Consider the following 15,127-nt stretch of genomic DNA (forward strand, 5'->3'; position numbering starts at 1 on the left):
GCTTCCAGCGTCCGGCCGGCGGCTTCGCCGGTCGTCCCGGTGGCGGCGGCCGTGGTCGCGGCCCCGGCGGCGGCACCGCTGGTGCCTTCGGTCGCGGCGGCGGCAAGAGCAAGTCGCGCAAGTCGAAGCGGACGAAGAGGGCCGAGTTCGAGCTGCGCGAGGCCCCGTCGCTGGGTGGCGTCAGCGTCCCCCGCGGCGACGGCAACACCATCGTCCGCCTGCGTCGCGGCGCGTCCATCTCGGACTTCGCCGACAAGATCGACGCGAGCCCCGGCAACCTGGTGACCGTGCTGTTCCACCTCGGTGAGATGGCCACGGCGACCGAGTCGCTCGACGAGGCCACCTTCGAGGTGCTCGGCACGGAGCTCGGCTACAAGATCCAGGTCGTCTCCCCGGAGGACGAGGACCGCGAGCTGCTCGAGGGCTTCGACATCGACCTCGACCAGGAGCTCGAGGACGAGGACGACGACGTGCTGGAGATCCGGCCGCCCGTCGTCACCGTCATGGGTCACGTCGACCACGGCAAGACGCGCCTGCTCGACGCCATCCGCAACGCCAACGTCATCGAGGGCGAAGCGGGCGGCATCACGCAGCACATCGGCGCGTACCAGGTCTGGGCGCCGCACGAGGGCTACGAGCGCGCCATCACCTTCATCGACACCCCGGGTCACGAGGCGTTCACCGCCATGCGCGCCCGTGGTGCGCAGGTCACCGACATCGCGATCCTCGTGGTCGCGGCCGACGACGGGATCATGCCGCAGACGGTGGAGGCCCTGAACCACGCCCAGGCGGCGAACGTGCCGATCGTGGTCGCGGTCAACAAGGTCGACAAGGAGGGGGCCAACCCCGCCAAGGTGCGCCAGCAGCTCACCGAGTACGGCCTGGTCGCCGAGGAGTACGGCGGAGACGTCATGTTCGTCGACGTCTCGGCGCTCACCGGCAAGGGCGTGGAGGACCTCCTCGAGGCCGTCCTGCTCACCGCCGACGCCGGGCTCGACCTGCGCAGCAACCCGAACAAGGACGCGCGCGGCGTGGCCATCGAGGCGCGCCTCGACAAGGGCCGCGGTGCGGTCGCGACCGTCCTCATCCAGTCCGGCACGCTCCGCGTGGGCGACGCCATCGTGGCGGGCACGGCCTACGGCCGCGTCCGGGCGATGATGGACGAGAACGGCGACGCGGTCCACGAGGCATACCCCTCGCGGCCCGTCCAGGTCCAGGGCCTCTCGTCGGTCCCCGGCGCGGGCGACACCTTCCTCGTCACCGAGGAGGACCGCACCGCCCGTCAGATCGCCGAGAAGCGCGAGGCCGTCGAGCGCAACGCGCAGCTGGCGAAGGCCCGCAAGCGCATCAGCCTCGAGGACTTCACGCGTGCGCTGGAGGAGGGCAAGGTCGAGTCGCTCAACCTCATCATCAAGGGCGACGTGTCCGGTGCCGTCGAGGCGCTGGAGGAGTCGCTCATGAAGATCGAGGTGGACGACTCCGTGCAGCTGCGGATCATCCACCGCGGCGTCGGAGCAGTCACCGAGAGCGACGTCAACCTGGCGACGATCGACAACGCGATCATCATCGGGTTCAACGTCCGCCCCGACCCGAAGGCCCGTGCACGTGCGGCGCGCGAGGGTGTCGACATCCGCTTCTACAGCGTCATCTACTCGGCGCTCGAGGAGATCGAGTCGAGCCTCACGGGCATGCTCAAGCCCGAGTTCGAGGAGGTCCAGTCCGGCGTCGCCGAGATCCGCGAGGTGTTCCGTTCCTCCAAGTTCGGCAACATCGCGGGTGTCATCGTCCGCTCGGGCACCATCACCAGGAACGCCAAGGCGCGGGTCATCCGCGACGGCGTGGTGGTGGGCGACAACCTGGCCATCGAGTCGCTGCGCCGGTTCAAGGACGACGTGTCCGAGGTCCGCACGGACTTCGAGGCGGGCATCGGCCTCGGCAAGTTCAACGACATCCAGATCGGCGACGAGATCGAGACGATCGAGATGAAGGAGAAGCCGCGGGTCTGACCCCGGCCGATCCGGGCCCCGCTCCCCACCAGGGGAGCGGGGCCCTCCCCGTCCCGCCACCCGCGGGGCACACGAACGACGCCGGGCGAGCACGCTCGGCGAGCAGCGTCACGGAAGGACGTCGACCATGGTCGATCACGCGAGGGCCAGGAAGATGGCCGACCGCATCAAGGAGATCGTCGCGCGCAAGCTCGACCGGGGGATCAAGGACCCGCGTCTCGGATTCGTGACCGTCACCGACGTGCGCGTCACGGGCGACCTGCAGCACGCCAGCATCTTCTACACGGTGTACGGCACCGACGAGGAGCGCGCCGACACGGCCGCCGCCCTCAAGTCCGCCACGGGCATGCTCCGCAGCGAGGTGGGCAAGAACATCACCGCGCGGCTCACGCCGTCGCTCGAGTTCATCCTCGACGGCGTGCCCGAGAACGCGGCCGCGATCGACGCCCTCCTCGAGGAGGCGCGCCGCCGCGACGCCGACGTGCAGGCGCAGGCGAAGGCCGGCGTCTACGCCGGCGACGAGGACCCGTACGTCAAGCCCCGCGTGATCGGCGAGGACGACGAGGACGACGACGAGGACGACGACCTGGATGCGCCCGCACCCGTGGAGCGCACCGCTCCCGGCGAGGAGCCCGCGCACTGATCCACCGCGGCGTTTCCGCTCGGCCGGGAGCAGGTCCCGTCGGGCACTGATCCACCGGGGCGTGTCCGCTCGGCAGGGAGCAGGTGCCCGTCGGGCACTGATCCACCGGGGCGTGCCCGCTCGGCAGGGAGCAGGTCCCGTCGGGCGCTGATCCACCGCGGCGTGTCCGCGGCGCGTCAGCTCGGCAGGGAGTAGGTCCCGTCGGGCAGGCGCTCCGCGAGCCCGTCCGCCAGCAGGCCGGCGAGGGCGCGGTCGCGCTGCACCGGATCCGCCCACGCGGTGGCGAGGTCGGCCGCGGTGACGGGGGAGTGGCTCGCCCGCAGCTCGGCCATGAGCAGGCCGCGCACCTGCCGGTCGGATCCCTCGAAGCGCTTCTGCGCGACCCGGGCGGGACCCTCGTAGGCCGGGTACCCCGCGGCGCGCCACGCGCACAGGTCGCGGATCGGGCAGTCGTCGCAGCGCGGCGCCCGCGCCGTGCAGACCACGGCCCCCAGCTCCATGGCGCCCGCGTTGAACACGCGCGCCTCCGTCACGTCGTCCGGCAGCTGCGCCTCCATGGCGCGCAGGTCGAGCGCGGTGCGCGCGGGACCCGGGTCCCCCTGGCCGGCGACCGCGCGGGCGAGCACGCGCCGCACGTTGATGTCGACCACGGGGTGCCGGTGGCCGAACGCGAACGCCGCGACCGCGCGCGCCGTGTACGGGCCGACGCCCGGCAGATCCAGCAGCTCGTCGACCGACTCGGGCACCTCGCCGCCGTGCCGCTCGACGATGGCGACCGCGCACGCGTGGAGGTTGAGCGCGCGCCGCGGATAGCCGAGCCGGCCCCAGGCGCGGACGGCCTCGCTGGCCGGCGTCGACGCGAGCGCGGCGGGCACGGGCCACCGCGCGAGCCACTCCTCGAGTCGCGGGATGACACGGACGACGGGCGTCTGCTGGAGCATGAACTCGCTGACGAGGATGCCCCAGGATCCGAAGCCCTCGCGCCGCCAGGGCAGGTCGCGGGCGTTCTCCCGGAACCACGCGTTCACGCGTGGGGCGATGGCGGTCTCCGGCATCCGGCCAGCGTACGAGACGATGAGCCTAGGCTCGGCGCATGCCCCTGTACCGCGCCTCCCGCGCCGAGGTCCTCGCCTCGCTCGCCGACGAGTTCCTGCACAACTACGGCCGGGGGCGGGCCTTCCTCGCCGTCGACGGCGGGCCGCTCTCGGATCCCGTCGCCTTCGCGCACGACCTCGCCGACGTGCTGCGCACGGACGGGCGCGGGGCCTACGTCGCCGATGCCGCGGACCTCGCCACGGACGGTGCCGACGCGGACGCGGACGCGCTCCGCGACGGGCTCGTGCGGCCCTTCCGCCGGGTAGGCACGCCGTTCGCGCTCCGGCCGGACGGCGATCCCGTCGCCGACGCCCCGGACGACGCCGTGCTCCTGGTGGCGGGCGACGGCCTGCAGACCCCGGAGCTGCGCGGCCTCTGGAACGCCGTCGTCTACCTGCTGCTGCCCGACGAGCCGCTCGCGACCTCGGGCGGCGACGCCGCATCCGCAGCGCAGGAGGCGCACGCGCGCTACATCCGGGCGGTCAACCCGCGGCGCGCGGCCACGATGATCGTCGACGTCAGCGACCCCGCCCTCCCGCGCCGCGTCTTCGCCGACAGCTGCTGAGGCCCGCCGCGCCGCCGGGACCGGGAGGCGGCGGGATCAGCGCGGGACGAGCCGGGCGAGCTCCGCGGGCGAGATGTGCCGGCCGCTGGCCTCCACGGCGTGCACGAGCTGCACGAGGGCCGCGTTGACGCGCGCGTCGACGCCCGCGGCGGGCGCGATGGCCGAGATGGCGCCGTTGAGGTGATCCACCTCGGTGGGCCGACTGCGGCGGATGCTCTGCAGCGTCGACCCGGGGTTCGGCACCTGGCCCATGTTCCGGGCGAGCGAGACCGGCAGGCGCTCCGCGAGGGGCAGCGGCACGGACGCGAACAGCCGGAGCCGGCGGTGCGTGAGGCCGCCGAGCGTGCCGAACGTCACGCCGGTCGCGAGGCCGGTGCGCACGGTCTCCTGCATGGTGCGCGCGACGATGCGCCGCAGCACGGGCTCGGCGATGACCGCCTGCACGCTGAGGCCGGTGATGGCGGGCACGGCGTTGATCCCGTTGATGACGAGCTTGGTCCACTGGGCCCCGCGGAAGTCGGCGGCGACCGTGACGGGCATGACCGGATCCAGCGCCTCGCGCACCAGGGCGACGCCGGCGCCGTCCGGCCCGTCGGCGGTCCCGATCTGCAGGCCCGCAGCCGAGGTGACCGTGATGAGCCCGGGCTGGGTGAGCGACGCGGCCACGAGCGCGAGCCCGCCGACGACCTGCGAGCGCGGCAGGCACTCGACGCCCATCGTGAGCGCGGAGAGCCCGTTCTGCACGACGAGCACGGGGATCCCGCGGAGCCAGCCGGCGTTCTCCGTCATGGCGTCGCGCGCGTCGGCGATCTTCGTGGCGACGATCGCGAGCTCGGGCGGGCGGCCCAGCCGCTCGGCCGCGGCGACGCGCGCGACATGGTCGCCGTAGCCGCCGACGAGGTGCAGGCCGCTGTCCTGGATCGCCCGGAGATGGGTGCCGCGCGCGGTGACGTCGACCTCGTGGCCGGCCCGCTCGAGGAGCGCGGCGATGGTGCCGCCGACGGCGCCCGCACCCAAGACACCGATCCGCACGCGTACTCCTGTCGACCTCACGATCCTACGGCGGACGGATCCGTGGGAGCCGCCGGTGCGTCCCGGCACGGCATGATGGTCAGGCCATGGAAACCCCGACCCCCCGCGCCGCGCCGTCCACCGCGAGCGGCCTGCTCCTCATCGACAAGCGCGGGGAGTGGACCAGCCACGACCTCGTCGCCCGCACGCGCCGCCTCGCCGGCACCCGCAAGGTCGGGCACGCGGGCACGCTCGACCCGATGGCGACCGGCCTCATGATCCTCGGCGTCAACAGCTCCACGCGCCTGCTCACCTACCTCGTCGGCCTCGACAAGGAGTACCTGGCCACCATCCGCCTCGGCCGCGCCACCACCACGGACGACCGCGAGGGCGAGGTCGTCTCGCGCGCCGAGCCCGGACGGATCCGGGATCTCGCCGTCGCCGACGTGGACCGCGCGGTCGCCGACCTCCGCGGCACCATCTCGCAGGTGCCGAGCGCCGTGAGCGCCATCAAGGTCGACGGCAAGCGCGCCTACGCCCGCGTCCGCGCCGGCGAGGACGTGGAGCTCGCCGCGCGCGAGGTCACCGTCTCCGCCTTCGACGTGCTCCGCTTCGACGCGGTCGAGGCCGAGGAGGGCGAGGAGGACGGCGCGCAGCTCGACCTCGACGTCCGCATCACCTGCTCCTCGGGCACGTACGTGCGGGCCCTCGCGCGCGACCTCGGCCGCGCCCTCGGCGTGGGCGGGCACCTCACGGCGCTCCGTCGCACGCGCGTCGGCCCCTTCCACGTCGACGACGCGGTGCCGATCGACGAGATGGTCGTCGCCGACCGCCTCATCCCGCCGGCCGACGCTGCCGCGCGCCTCTTCGACGTGCTGCACCTCACCGAGCAGGAGGCCGTCGACCTCGGGCACGGCAAGAAGCTCGTGACGCCGGACGAGGCGCCCACCGAGGATCCGCTCGCCGCCGTCGCGCCCGACGGCCGGCTCGTCGGGCTGGTCGGGTTCCGCGGACGCACCGGCACGTCCATCGTCAACTTCCCCGCCGACGATGCGGGCGCCTCGTGATCGGCTGGTACACGATCGCGCAGATCGCCGTCGCCGTCGTGGCGGGCGTGCTGTGCCTCGTCGTCGGCGCGATCGGGCGGAAGCCGAGCGACCTCACGGTGCTGCCGACGGCGCTCGTCGAGGTGCTGCTCGTGGTCCAGCTCGTGGTCGCGATCGTCGCACCCGCGGTCGGCAACCCGCCGTCGGGCAACCTCGTCGAGTACTACGCCTACCTGCTGAGCGGGCTCGTGATCCCGCCGCTCGCGATCTTCTGGGCGCTGGTCGAGCGGACGCGGTGGAGCACGATCATCCTGGGGGCGTCGTGCCTCGCCATCGCGATCATGGTCTACCGGATGGACGTCATCTGGAACGTCCAGTCCGCGTGACCGCCCATCCCCCGGGTAGGGGATAATCGCAGGTGACATGACTGACTCCCGTACCTCGCGCATGACCGGTCTCGGACGGGTCCTGGTCTTCTTCTACGGGCTGCTGGCCCTCGCCGCGACGGGCCGCTCGGTCACCCAGATCCTCACCAAGTACGACGAGGCGCCCGTCGCCTACACGCTGTCCGCGCTCGCCGCCGTGGTCTACATCGTCGCCACCGTCGCGCTGGTCGCCCCCGCGCGCACCCCGGAGGCCGCCCGCCGCTGGTACCGGATCGCGTTCGCCACCATCGCGTTCGAGCTCGTCGGCGTGCTCGTCGTCGGCACGCTGAGCCTCGTCGACTCCGAGCTCTTCCCGCACGACAGCGTGTGGTCGGTCTACGGCTACGGCTACGTGTTCATCCCGCTCGTGCTCCCGGTGCTCGGCCTCATGTGGCTGCGTCGCGGCGGCCGCTCGCGCGTGAGCGCGGTGGACGAGCGTCCCGTGCGCGGGGACCGCTGACCGTGCTCGTCGTCCACGACCCGGCCGGAGTGCCGGGCGGCTTCGGGCCGAGCGCCGTCACCATCGGCAAGTTCGACGGGGTGCACGCGGGGCACCGCGCGGTCATCCAGGGCCTCCTCGGCATCGCCGCCGACGAGGGCCTGTCCTCCGCCGTCGTCACGTTCGACCGCCACCCCGCCGCGCTCCTCGCGCCCGCCGCGCGCCCGCAGAGCCTCGTGAGCAACCGGCAGAAGATCGAGCTGCTCGCCGAGCTCGGCGTCGACGCGACCCTCATGCTCCCGTTCGACGAGCGCCTCCAGCGCCTGAGCCCCGAGGAGTTCGTCCGCACCGTGCTGGTCGACGCCCTCCGCGCCCGCGTCGTGCTCGTGGGCGAGGACTTCCGCTTCGGCGCGCAGGGCGCGGGCGACGCCGCCACCCTCACGCGCCTCGGCGAGACCCACGGCTTCCGCACGGTGGTCGTCGGCGACGTGATGCCCGACGGCAGCCGCAAGGTCTCGTCCACGTGGATCCGCGACCTCATGGACCGCGGCGACGTCGAGGCCGCCGCCGAGCTGCTCGGCCGCGCGCCCGCGGTCCGCGGCGTCGTCGTGCACGGCGAGAAGCGCGGCCGCGAGCTCGGCTTCCCCACCGCCAACCTGTCGCCCGAGGCCGAGGGCCTCATCCCCGCCGACGGCGTCTACGCGGGCTGGCTCCGCGACGGCGACCGCACGTACCCGTCGGCCATCTCGGTCGGCACCAACCCGACCTTCGCGGGCGTCCGGCCGCGCGTCGTCGAGGCGTTCGTGCTCGACGAGACCCTCGACCTGTACGACCACGAGGTCGAGGTGGTGTTCGTCGCGCGGATCCGCGGCATGGTCGCGTACGAGGGGCGCGAGCCGCTCATCGCCCAGATGACCGATGACGTGGTGCGCACCCGCCAGGTGCTCGGGACCTAGGCGGCGCCGGCTGCCCCGTCCTCCGGCGCCGCTGCCGCGTCGCCCTCGGGGCGGGGAGTGCGGCCGAAGAGGTACATGATCAGGGTCGACGCGGTCGCCTCGATCGCGGGGCCGTGGCCCACGCTCCAGCCGGCGTCGGACGCGCGCAGGGTGCGGGCCCGCAGCACGCCGCGGATCTGCGCGGGCGCGATGGCGGCGCGCGCCACGGCGACAGCGCCCGTGGCCCGGTGGTCGAGCTCGAGATCCGCCTTCAGCGCGTGCGCGATGTCGAACGCGTGCACGACCACCTCGAGCAGCTCGGGCAGGCGCTTGCGGCCCTTCCCGGCGCGCTTGTCGGCGGCGATGGCGCGGATCCGGGCGACCAGCTCCTCGGGGGAGCGCGCGGCCTCGTCGGCGCTGAGGTCGTCCATCGCGTGCATGGGGTTGAGGTGCGGGCGGCGGCGCATGGACCCGATCGCCGTGCGCAACATGGCGGCGTTGCTCGAGCCGACGCGCCAGACGATGTGGCCGGCGACGTCGCGCACGGTCCAGCCGTCGCACATGCTCGCGGCCTCCCAGCCGTCGGCGTCGAGGGACGCGAGGAGGTCGGCCGTGCGGTCGAGCACGTCCGCGATCTCGCCGCTCCAGACGCTCGTGACCTTCGCCTCGGGCTCGGTCGCGCGCTGGCTGAGGGGCAGGTGCCGGGAGATCTCGCTCATGGCCGAGAGCCTATTCCGGCCGCCGTAGAATCTGGTGGTGACGACTCCTCCCGCCGCTCCCCGCGCGGGTGCGCTCCTCGCCCTGGTCGGCATCGTGCTGGTGGCCCTGAACCTCCGCACCGCCGTCGCCGTCTTCTCGCCGATCGTGGACGAGATCGGCCGCGACGTGCCGCTCGACAGCGTCTCCATCGGCGTCCTCGGCGCGCTGCCGCCCGTGTGCTTCGCGCTGTTCGGCCTGCTCGCGCCCGCCGTCTCCCGCCGGCTCGGCCTCGAGCTCACCGTGGTGGTGGGCCTCGTCGCGATGGTCGTCGGGCACCTGCTGCGCGCCGGATCCGACACCGTGGTCGTCTTCGGCATCGGCACGATCCTGTCCCTGGCGGGCATGGGCCTCGGCAACGTGCTCCTGCCGCCGCTCGTGAAGAAGTACTTCCCCGGGCGGATCGGGCCGCTCACCTCGCTCACCACCGTGATGCTGTCCATCAGCACGGGCGTGCCCTCGCTCGTCGCCGCGCCGCTGGCCGACGGGGCGGGCTGGCGCGTCGCGATCGGCGCGTGGGCCGCCGTCGCGGTCGTCGCGCTCGTGCCCTGGGTCGCGCTGCTCGTCCAGCACCGCCGCGACACCCGTCGGGAGCGCGCCGCCGCGGCCGCGCTCGACCAGGTGGAGGAGGCGCCCGCCGCCGTCACGGGCCGCGTGTTCCGGTCGCCGGTCGCATGGGCCCTCGTCGGGATCCAGTCGGCCTCCTCGTTCAACGCCTACGCCATGTTCGCGTGGCTGCCCGCGCTCCTGCAGGACACCGCCGGTCAGACGGCCGTCGAGTCCGGCGTGCTCCTCGCCGTGTTCGGCTTCATGGGCCTGCCGACGGCGATCATCATGCCGCTGCTCGCCGCCCGGATGCGGAACGTCGGCATCCTGATCCAGCTCGGCGTCCTGTTCTTCGTCGTCGGCTACGTGGGCCTGCTCGTGGCGCCCGCCGCCGCGCCCCTCCTCTGGGTGGCCGCCGCCGGGCTCGGGCCGCTGCTGTTCCCGCTGGTCTTCGTGCTCATCAACCTGCGCACCCGCACGCACGGGGGAGTGGTCGCGCTGAGCGGCTTCGTGCAGGGCATCGGCTACTCGATCGGCGCCATCGGCCCGCTGCTGTTCGGCGTGCTGCACGAGGCGACCGGCGGGTGGACCGTGCCGCTGCTCATGCTGTTCGTGATGGTCGCGGTGGCGTCGGCCTCCGGCTTCTACCTCGCCCGCCCGCGCATGCTCGAGGACACGTGGGACCGCGCACCCCGCGAGGCCGTGCGCGAGCGCTGACGCCGACGCGGATCACCGCCGGCCGGGGGCCCGCGGCTCGCGCGCTCAGAAGCTCGGCACCATCTCCCTGCGGTGCACGAGCGCGCCGGCGCCGATGATCGGGCCGTCGGCGGAGAGGCCGGAGGGGACGACGCGCGTCTTCGTGACGAAGCCGAACTGCTCGCGGAGCGCGATGGGCTCGCGGATCATGTCGAAGAGGTCGGGCGTGACGCGGCTGAAGCCGCCGCCGATCGCGACCACGTCGAGGTCCACGAGCGAGCTGGCCGAGGCGACAGCCCGGCCGATCGCGAGCCCCGCTCGGCGCACGGCCGCGACGGCCGTCTCGTCGCCGTCGCGGTAGGACGCCGCGAGGTCCTCACCGGTGGATCCCGTCCAGCCCTGGGCGCGCGCCCACGCGACGCTCTTCGGCCCCGACGCGATCGCCTCGACGCAGCCCCGGCCGCCGCAGGTGCAGGGGTCGTCGAACCCGGCGACCTCGACGTGGCCGATGTGGCCGGCGTTGCCCGTGGACCCGGCGGCGGTCCGGCCGCCGAGCACGAGCCCTCCGCCGATCCCGGTGGAGACGATCATGCCCATCACGTGGTCGTGGCCGCGGCCGGCGCCGACCCAGTGCTCGGCCAGCGTGATGGCGAGGCCGTCCATCTGCAGGGTGGTGGGCACGTCCGGCGTGAGCTCGGCGATGCGGTCGCGCAGCGGGAAGTCGCGCCAGGCGGGCACGTTGAGCGGGGAGACGAGGCCTTGCGGCACGTCGACGGGGCCGGCCGCGGCGAGGCCCGTGCCGATGAGCTCGGCGTCGACGGGCAGGGCGGCGAGCGCCGGGCGGGCGACCCCGAGCACGGCCTCGAGCAGCTCGTCGGCGGATCGCTCGGGCCCCGTGAGCCCGCGGAAGCGGCTGCCATCCAGCACGCGGCCCGCGTCGTCCACGAGCGCCGACTCGACCTTGGTGCCGCCGAAGTCGACGGCGAGCGCGAGCGTGCGAGGCATCTTCGTCCTGTCCCGGCCCCGGATCCGCCCGTCGACCGGCGTCCAGGATACGGGCGGGCCCGGGACCGGCCGCGAGACGCGCGGCCCGTCGTCCGCATCGCGCCGTCCGCCTCCCCCTGACACCTGTGTGGAATTCACGGACCGGACCGGGGGTCCGCACCTAGGCTCGGCACGTGGATCCCGATCACACCCCCGGACAGGCCCCGCGCGAGGCGTCCGACCCGCGCGCCGACGGCGCCGCGGCCGCCCGCCGTGGCGGCGCCCCCGCCCTCGAGCACACCGACGCCGCCGAGGCGCGCCTCGCCTCCCGCGAGCTCGACGAGGGCATGCCCGCCTCCACGGGCCTCGACGACGACCGCCCGGACGACCGCGCCCGCTTCCCCGCCCTGCCCGGCGCGTTCCTCTCCGAGCAGCGCGCGTCCACCGTCTTCCTCCCGTACGAGTTCGTCTTCCGCCGGCTCATCGACCTGCCCCCGCTCATCGTGTGGGACGCGGTGTCCGACGCGGACATGGTCTCCGGCTGGCTCGCCGAGGCGTCCATCGAGCAGGAGGACGGCGGCGAGTTCTGGTTCGAGTGGATGACGGTGCCCGACCGCAGCCTCGCCTCCGCGTCCGGCGGCGTCGTCACGCGCTTCGAGGAGGGGCGCGCGATCGACTACACGTTCGTGCACGAGGGCGAGGTCACGGCCCGCTTCCTCCTCCGGCTCCAGGAGGTGCCGGGCGGCCCGCGCGACCGGCAGACCGAGCTCGGCGTCACCGTCTCCGGCTTCCTCCCCGCCGGCATCGCGAACGTCCTCAAGGCCAGCTGGCGGCTGCACCTCGACCTGCTCGAGGACCTCGTCCACGGCCGCCCCGTCGACTGGTCCACCTGCGAGGCCGAGCACGGCGCGACCTGGCGCCGCTACCTCGCCGAGCTCGAGTCCGCCGAGGGCTGATCCCTGGCCGGCGTCCACCGCCCGTCCCGCCTCCTGGGAGCCGCTTGCCAGGCTGATTGCCTAGCGTGAGGGAATGACATCGCCGAGCGCCGCCTCCCGTCTCGCCCTCGTGACCGGAGCGACGGGCTACATCGGCGGTCGGCTCGTGCCCCGTCTCCTCGACGCCGGCTTCCGGGTGCGCGTCCTCGTCCGCGATCCGCGCCGCCTCACCGACGTGCCGTGGCGCGACGACGTCGAGGTGGTGCGCGGAGACCTCGCCGACGCGGCGACCCTCGGCCCCGCGGTCGACGGCGTGGACGTCCTCTACTACCTCGTGCACGGCATGGGATCCAAGGGCGACTTCGCGTCCTCCGAGCGCGCGTCCGCCCAGCACGTCGCCACCGCGGCGAAGGCCGCGGGCGTGGGCCGCATCGTCTACCTCGGCGGGCTGCACCCCGACACCCCGCAGCTCTCCAAGCACCTCGCGAGCCGCAAGGCCGTCGGCGACGTGCTCCTCGCGAGCGGCGTGCCGACCATCGCGCTGCAGGCGGGCGTGGTCATCGGATCCGGCTCCACGTCGTTCGAGATGATCCGCCACCTCACCGAGGTCCTGCCCTTCATGCCCGCGCCCGGCTGGGTGCGCAACTTCATCCAGCCCATCGCGATCCGCGACGTCCTCTACTACCTCGTCGCCGCGGCCGACCTCCCGGACGACCTGAACCGCACGTTCGACATCGGCGGGCCCGACGTGCTCAGGTACGGCCAGATGATGAACGGCTACGCGGTCGAGGCCGGCCTGCCGCAGCGGCCCATCGCCTCCATCCCGATCTTCGCGCCCCGGCTCGCCGCCCACTGGGTGAACGTCGTCACGCCCATCCCGCGCACGCTCGCCGTGCCGATCATCGAGTCGCTGCAGTACGACTGCGTGATGGGCGAGCACGACATCCAGTCGTACATCCCCGACCCCGAGGGCGGCCTCACCGGCTACCGGCGCTCCGTGCGCCTCGCGCTCGGCCGCATGCGCGACGGCGTGGTCGAGACCAGCTGGAAGGACTCCGCCGTCGTCGGCGCCCCCAGCGACCTGCTGCCGAGCGACCCCGACTGGTCGGGCCACACCGTGTACCTCGACCTCAAGGAGCGCTCGACCGACGCGGCGCCCGAGGACCTCTGGGCCGTGATCGAGTCGATCGGCGGCGAGAACGGCTGGTACTCGCTGCCGGTCGCCTGGGCCGCCCGCGGCTGGATGGACAAGCTGGTCGGCGGCGTCGGCCTCCGCCGCGGCCGCCGCAGCGCCACGACCCTCCAGACCGGCGACGCGCTCGACTTCTGGCGCGTCGAGCACATCGAGCGCGGATCCTCGCTGCGGCTGCGCGCCGAGATGAAGCTGCCGGGCGAGGCGTGGCTCGAGCTGAGCTCCACGCCCCGCGAGGGCGGCGGCAGCGACTACCGGCAGCGCGCCATCTTCTTCCCGTCCGGGCTCGCCGGCCGGCTCTACTGGTTCTCGATCCTGCCCTTCCACGGCGTGATCTTCACGTCGATGGCCACGCGCATCACCGCCAAGGCGCTCGCCGCGACCACGCGCCGCGAGGCCGCGCGTCCCCTCGAGGGGGCTGCGCGGTGAGCCGGCGGATCAGGGCCCCGCGCTTCGGCCTGATCCTCCTCACCCTCGTGGGCATCGCCCTCGCGTCGGCCGGTCTCGCGACCGCCGTGACGATGAGCGTGTCGGCGCCCGTGCAGGCGCGCGCCGACCTCGCGATCGTCTCGGGCGACGAGCCGCCCGCCTCGCGGACGCCGCAGGCGACGACGACGCCCGACCCCGCGGCGTCGGAGGCGTGGAAGCCCGTGCCGGTGGACGCGGCGGGCGACCGCAGCATCACCGACCTCACCGGCGGCGCCGCGTCGCGCGTCACGATCGACGTGCTCGGCATGCCCATGAGCCCCGGCCAGGCGGGCGCGCTCGTGGCCGCGATCCTCTCCCTCCCGCTCCTCATCGCGGTCGCCGTCCTCGTGCTCTCCCCGCGCCGGCGCCGCTGGTGGCGGCGGGTGTCGCGGCGCCAGCACGGATGACCCCGGATGTCGACCCGGTGACATCCCCGCACCCGGGGACCATGATGGGCACGACGAGAGGCGGATCCATGGCAGCCCGCACGCGCACGACCGTCCTCCTGGGCGACAGCCTGACCGGGGACGGCAGCTGGGGCGGCATCGTCCCCGGTCCCGCCGACGGCGGCGACGGCGGCGACGGCGGGGAGACGCGGATCGTGGACCTCGGCCGCGCCGGTCAGACCACCGACGACGTGCTCGCGCTCCTGCCGGAGGCCGTGGCCGCGGATCCGTCGACGGTCGTGGTCTCCTGCGGCACGCACGACCTGGGCGCCGCGCGCCGGGGTCCCGAGGCGACCGTCCGCGCGCTCGAGACGATCCTCGCGCACCTCAGACGCGACCTCCCGGCCGCGCGCGTCGTGGTGCTCTCGGTGCCGCCGCGCGGTCGAGAGCACGCCGAGCGGATCCGCGTCGTCAACGTGCACATCCGGCAGTACGCGCCGGTGGTCCGCGCCGAGCACGTCGACCTGTGGCCCGCCCTGGGCTTCGGCGACGGCGAGCTCGATCCCACCCTCACCGACGACCGGCTGCACCTCACCGACGACGGCGCGGCGGCGGTCCGCGCGGTGCTCGCGCCCGTGCTCGCCGCGCGGGACGACGAGGACGGCTCGTCGTCCGACGCGGGCGGCCCTGTCGGCTCCTAGCCGTCCGAGGCGTCCGGAGCGGGCGACCGCAGCCCGCCGACGCCCTCCAGGATCAGGGCGAGCTTGCGGCGCCACCAGTCGCGCGGCGTCGCGGCGGATCCCGTCGACACCTCCCCGGCGAACCGCGCGGTGACGCGGTCCATCGTGCCGAGGGCGTCGCGCTGCGCCTGCTCCTCGCGCGCGTGCAGCGCGTCCGGGGCGCCCGAGGAGTGCGCCGGCCCGCCGCGCCGTGATGCGTGGGGTGCCGCCGCGGCCTCGGCGTCGGCCGCGTGGTCCGTGGCGATCCCGTCGGCGGCGA

At 74.1% G+C, this 15,127-nt stretch carries 16 protein-coding genes and 1 pseudogene; 12 read left to right on the plus strand and 5 right to left on the minus strand.

Going from position 1 to position 15,127, the window contains the following annotated elements; translation table 11 throughout:
- Both infB and rbfA read left to right on the plus strand, forming a co-directional pair.
- Nucleotides 1-2,006 (plus strand): translation initiation factor IF-2 (gene infB, locus DZG00_RS04955; RefSeq protein ID WP_119455427.1); only part of this gene is annotated, 2,006 nt, incomplete at its 5' end.
- A 127-nt stretch (nucleotides 2,007-2,133) separates the two neighbouring features.
- Nucleotides 2,134-2,649, plus strand: coding sequence for a 30S ribosome-binding factor RbfA (gene rbfA, locus DZG00_RS04960; RefSeq protein WP_119382831.1), 516 nt, complete (start codon nucleotides 2,134-2,136; stop codon nucleotides 2,647-2,649).
- A gap of 176 nt (nucleotides 2,650-2,825) precedes the next feature.
- Here the strand turns inward: rbfA and DZG00_RS04965 are convergent, their stop codons facing one another.
- A complete protein-coding gene (locus tag DZG00_RS04965) occupies nucleotides 2,826-3,704 on the minus strand; it encodes an iron-sulfur binding domain-containing protein (protein WP_119455428.1) in 879 nt (292 codons plus the stop codon).
- A 38-nt stretch (nucleotides 3,705-3,742) separates the two neighbouring features.
- Here DZG00_RS04965 and DZG00_RS04970 point away from each other — a divergent pair, with 38 nt between their 5' ends.
- The gene (locus DZG00_RS04970; RefSeq protein ID WP_119382529.1) at nucleotides 3,743-4,309 is read left to right on the plus strand and encodes a nucleoside/nucleotide kinase family protein; all 567 of its coding nucleotides are present in this window, start codon (nucleotides 3,743-3,745) and stop codon (nucleotides 4,307-4,309) included.
- A gap of 36 nt (nucleotides 4,310-4,345) precedes the next feature.
- Here the strand turns inward: DZG00_RS04970 and DZG00_RS04975 are convergent, their stop codons facing one another.
- A complete protein-coding gene (locus tag DZG00_RS04975) occupies nucleotides 4,346-5,341 on the minus strand; it encodes a ketopantoate reductase family protein (protein WP_119382530.1) in 996 nt (331 codons plus the stop codon).
- 86 nt (nucleotides 5,342-5,427) lie between these two features.
- Here DZG00_RS04975 and truB point away from each other — a divergent pair, with 86 nt between their 5' ends.
- From truB to DZG00_RS04995, 4 genes are read left to right on the plus strand one after another with little or no spacing between them, the layout of a single operon-like run.
- The gene (truB, locus tag DZG00_RS04980) at nucleotides 5,428-6,387 is read left to right on the plus strand and encodes a tRNA pseudouridine(55) synthase TruB (RefSeq protein WP_119382531.1); all 960 of its coding nucleotides are present in this window, start codon (nucleotides 5,428-5,430) and stop codon (nucleotides 6,385-6,387) included.
- Nucleotides 6,384-6,752, plus strand: coding sequence for a hypothetical protein (locus DZG00_RS04985; RefSeq protein ID WP_119382532.1), 369 nt, complete (start codon nucleotides 6,384-6,386; stop codon nucleotides 6,750-6,752). The genes truB and DZG00_RS04985 overlap by 4 nt, the downstream gene beginning before the upstream one ends.
- Nucleotides 6,753-6,789: 37 nt before the next feature.
- A complete protein-coding gene (locus DZG00_RS04990) occupies nucleotides 6,790-7,251 on the plus strand; it encodes a hypothetical protein (protein ID WP_119382533.1) in 462 nt (153 codons plus the stop codon).
- 2 nt (nucleotides 7,252-7,253) lie between these two features.
- Entirely contained in the window at nucleotides 7,254-8,186 is a 933-nt protein-coding gene (locus DZG00_RS04995) for a bifunctional riboflavin kinase/FAD synthetase (RefSeq protein WP_119382534.1), read from the plus strand.
- Here DZG00_RS04995 and DZG00_RS05000 read toward each other — a convergent pair.
- Complete coding sequence (locus DZG00_RS05000) at nucleotides 8,183-8,884, minus strand: maleylpyruvate isomerase family mycothiol-dependent enzyme (protein WP_119455429.1); 702 nt, start codon at nucleotides 8,882-8,884, stop codon at nucleotides 8,183-8,185. The genes DZG00_RS04995 and DZG00_RS05000 overlap by 4 nt on opposite strands.
- A gap of 37 nt (nucleotides 8,885-8,921) precedes the next feature.
- Between DZG00_RS05000 and DZG00_RS05005 the strand changes: the two genes are divergently transcribed.
- Nucleotides 8,922-10,184, plus strand: coding sequence for an MFS transporter (locus DZG00_RS05005; protein ID WP_233550083.1), 1,263 nt, complete (start codon nucleotides 8,922-8,924; stop codon nucleotides 10,182-10,184).
- A 45-nt stretch (nucleotides 10,185-10,229) separates the two neighbouring features.
- Here DZG00_RS05005 and DZG00_RS05010 read toward each other — a convergent pair whose 3' ends face one another.
- Complete coding sequence (locus DZG00_RS05010; protein WP_119383163.1) at nucleotides 10,230-11,168, minus strand: ROK family protein; 939 nt, start codon at nucleotides 11,166-11,168, stop codon at nucleotides 10,230-10,232.
- A gap of 173 nt (nucleotides 11,169-11,341) precedes the next feature.
- On the opposite strand from DZG00_RS05010, the gene DZG00_RS05015 reads away from it, so the two are divergent.
- The 4 genes from DZG00_RS05015 to DZG00_RS05030 all read left to right on the plus strand — a co-directional run bounded on the left by DZG00_RS05015 (nucleotide 11,342) and on the right by DZG00_RS05030 (nucleotide 14,829).
- A complete protein-coding gene (locus DZG00_RS05015) occupies nucleotides 11,342-12,103 on the plus strand; it encodes an SRPBCC family protein (RefSeq protein ID WP_119455431.1) in 762 nt (253 codons plus the stop codon).
- Nucleotides 12,104-12,176: 73 nt separating this feature from the next.
- The gene (locus tag DZG00_RS05020; protein ID WP_119383070.1) at nucleotides 12,177-13,703 is read left to right on the plus strand and encodes an SDR family oxidoreductase; all 1,527 of its coding nucleotides are present in this window, start codon (nucleotides 12,177-12,179) and stop codon (nucleotides 13,701-13,703) included.
- Nucleotides 13,700-14,149, plus strand: a complete 450-nt coding sequence (locus tag DZG00_RS05025; RefSeq protein ID WP_119455432.1) for a hypothetical protein — start codon at nucleotides 13,700-13,702, stop codon at nucleotides 14,147-14,149. Before DZG00_RS05020 ends, DZG00_RS05025 begins: the two co-directional genes overlap by 4 nt.
- A gap of 68 nt (nucleotides 14,150-14,217) precedes the next feature.
- Complete coding sequence (locus DZG00_RS05030) at nucleotides 14,218-14,829, plus strand: GDSL-type esterase/lipase family protein (protein ID WP_233550084.1); 612 nt, start codon at nucleotides 14,218-14,220, stop codon at nucleotides 14,827-14,829.
- Here the strand turns inward: DZG00_RS05030 and DZG00_RS05035 are convergent.
- Nucleotides 14,826-15,127 (minus strand): annotated as a pseudogene (locus DZG00_RS05035) (TetR/AcrR family transcriptional regulator); the annotation flags it as partial. The gene DZG00_RS05030 and the pseudogene DZG00_RS05035 overlap by 4 nt on opposite strands.

Source organism: Clavibacter lycopersici (assembly GCF_003576405.1).
In the GTDB taxonomy this organism is placed as follows: domain Bacteria; phylum Actinomycetota; class Actinomycetes; order Actinomycetales; family Microbacteriaceae; genus Clavibacter; species Clavibacter lycopersici.

Excerpts from the sequence above, each read along its gene's own strand:
- DZG00_RS04990 (WP_119382533.1), top strand. The coding sequence starts at position 6,790 with ATGACTGACTCCCGTACCTCGCGCATGACCGGTCTCGGACGGGTCCTG.
- DZG00_RS05020 (WP_119383070.1), top strand. The coding sequence starts at position 12,177 with ATGACATCGCCGAGCGCCGCCTCCCGTCTCGCCCTCGTGACCGGAGCG.
- DZG00_RS04965 (WP_119455428.1), bottom strand. The coding sequence starts at position 3,704 with ATGCCGGAGACCGCCATCGCCCCACGCGTGAACGCGTGGTTCCGGGAG.
- truB (WP_119382531.1), top strand. The coding sequence starts at position 5,428 with ATGGAAACCCCGACCCCCCGCGCCGCGCCGTCCACCGCGAGCGGCCTG.
- DZG00_RS05010 (WP_119383163.1), bottom strand. The coding sequence starts at position 11,168 with ATGCCTCGCACGCTCGCGCTCGCCGTCGACTTCGGCGGCACCAAGGTC.
- DZG00_RS04970 (WP_119382529.1), top strand. The coding sequence starts at position 3,743 with ATGCCCCTGTACCGCGCCTCCCGCGCCGAGGTCCTCGCCTCGCTCGCC.
- DZG00_RS05000 (WP_119455429.1), bottom strand. The coding sequence starts at position 8,884 with ATGAGCGAGATCTCCCGGCACCTGCCCCTCAGCCAGCGCGCGACCGAG.
- DZG00_RS05030 (WP_233550084.1), top strand. The coding sequence starts at position 14,218 with ATGGCAGCCCGCACGCGCACGACCGTCCTCCTGGGCGACAGCCTGACC.
- rbfA (WP_119382831.1), top strand. The coding sequence starts at position 2,134 with ATGGTCGATCACGCGAGGGCCAGGAAGATGGCCGACCGCATCAAGGAG.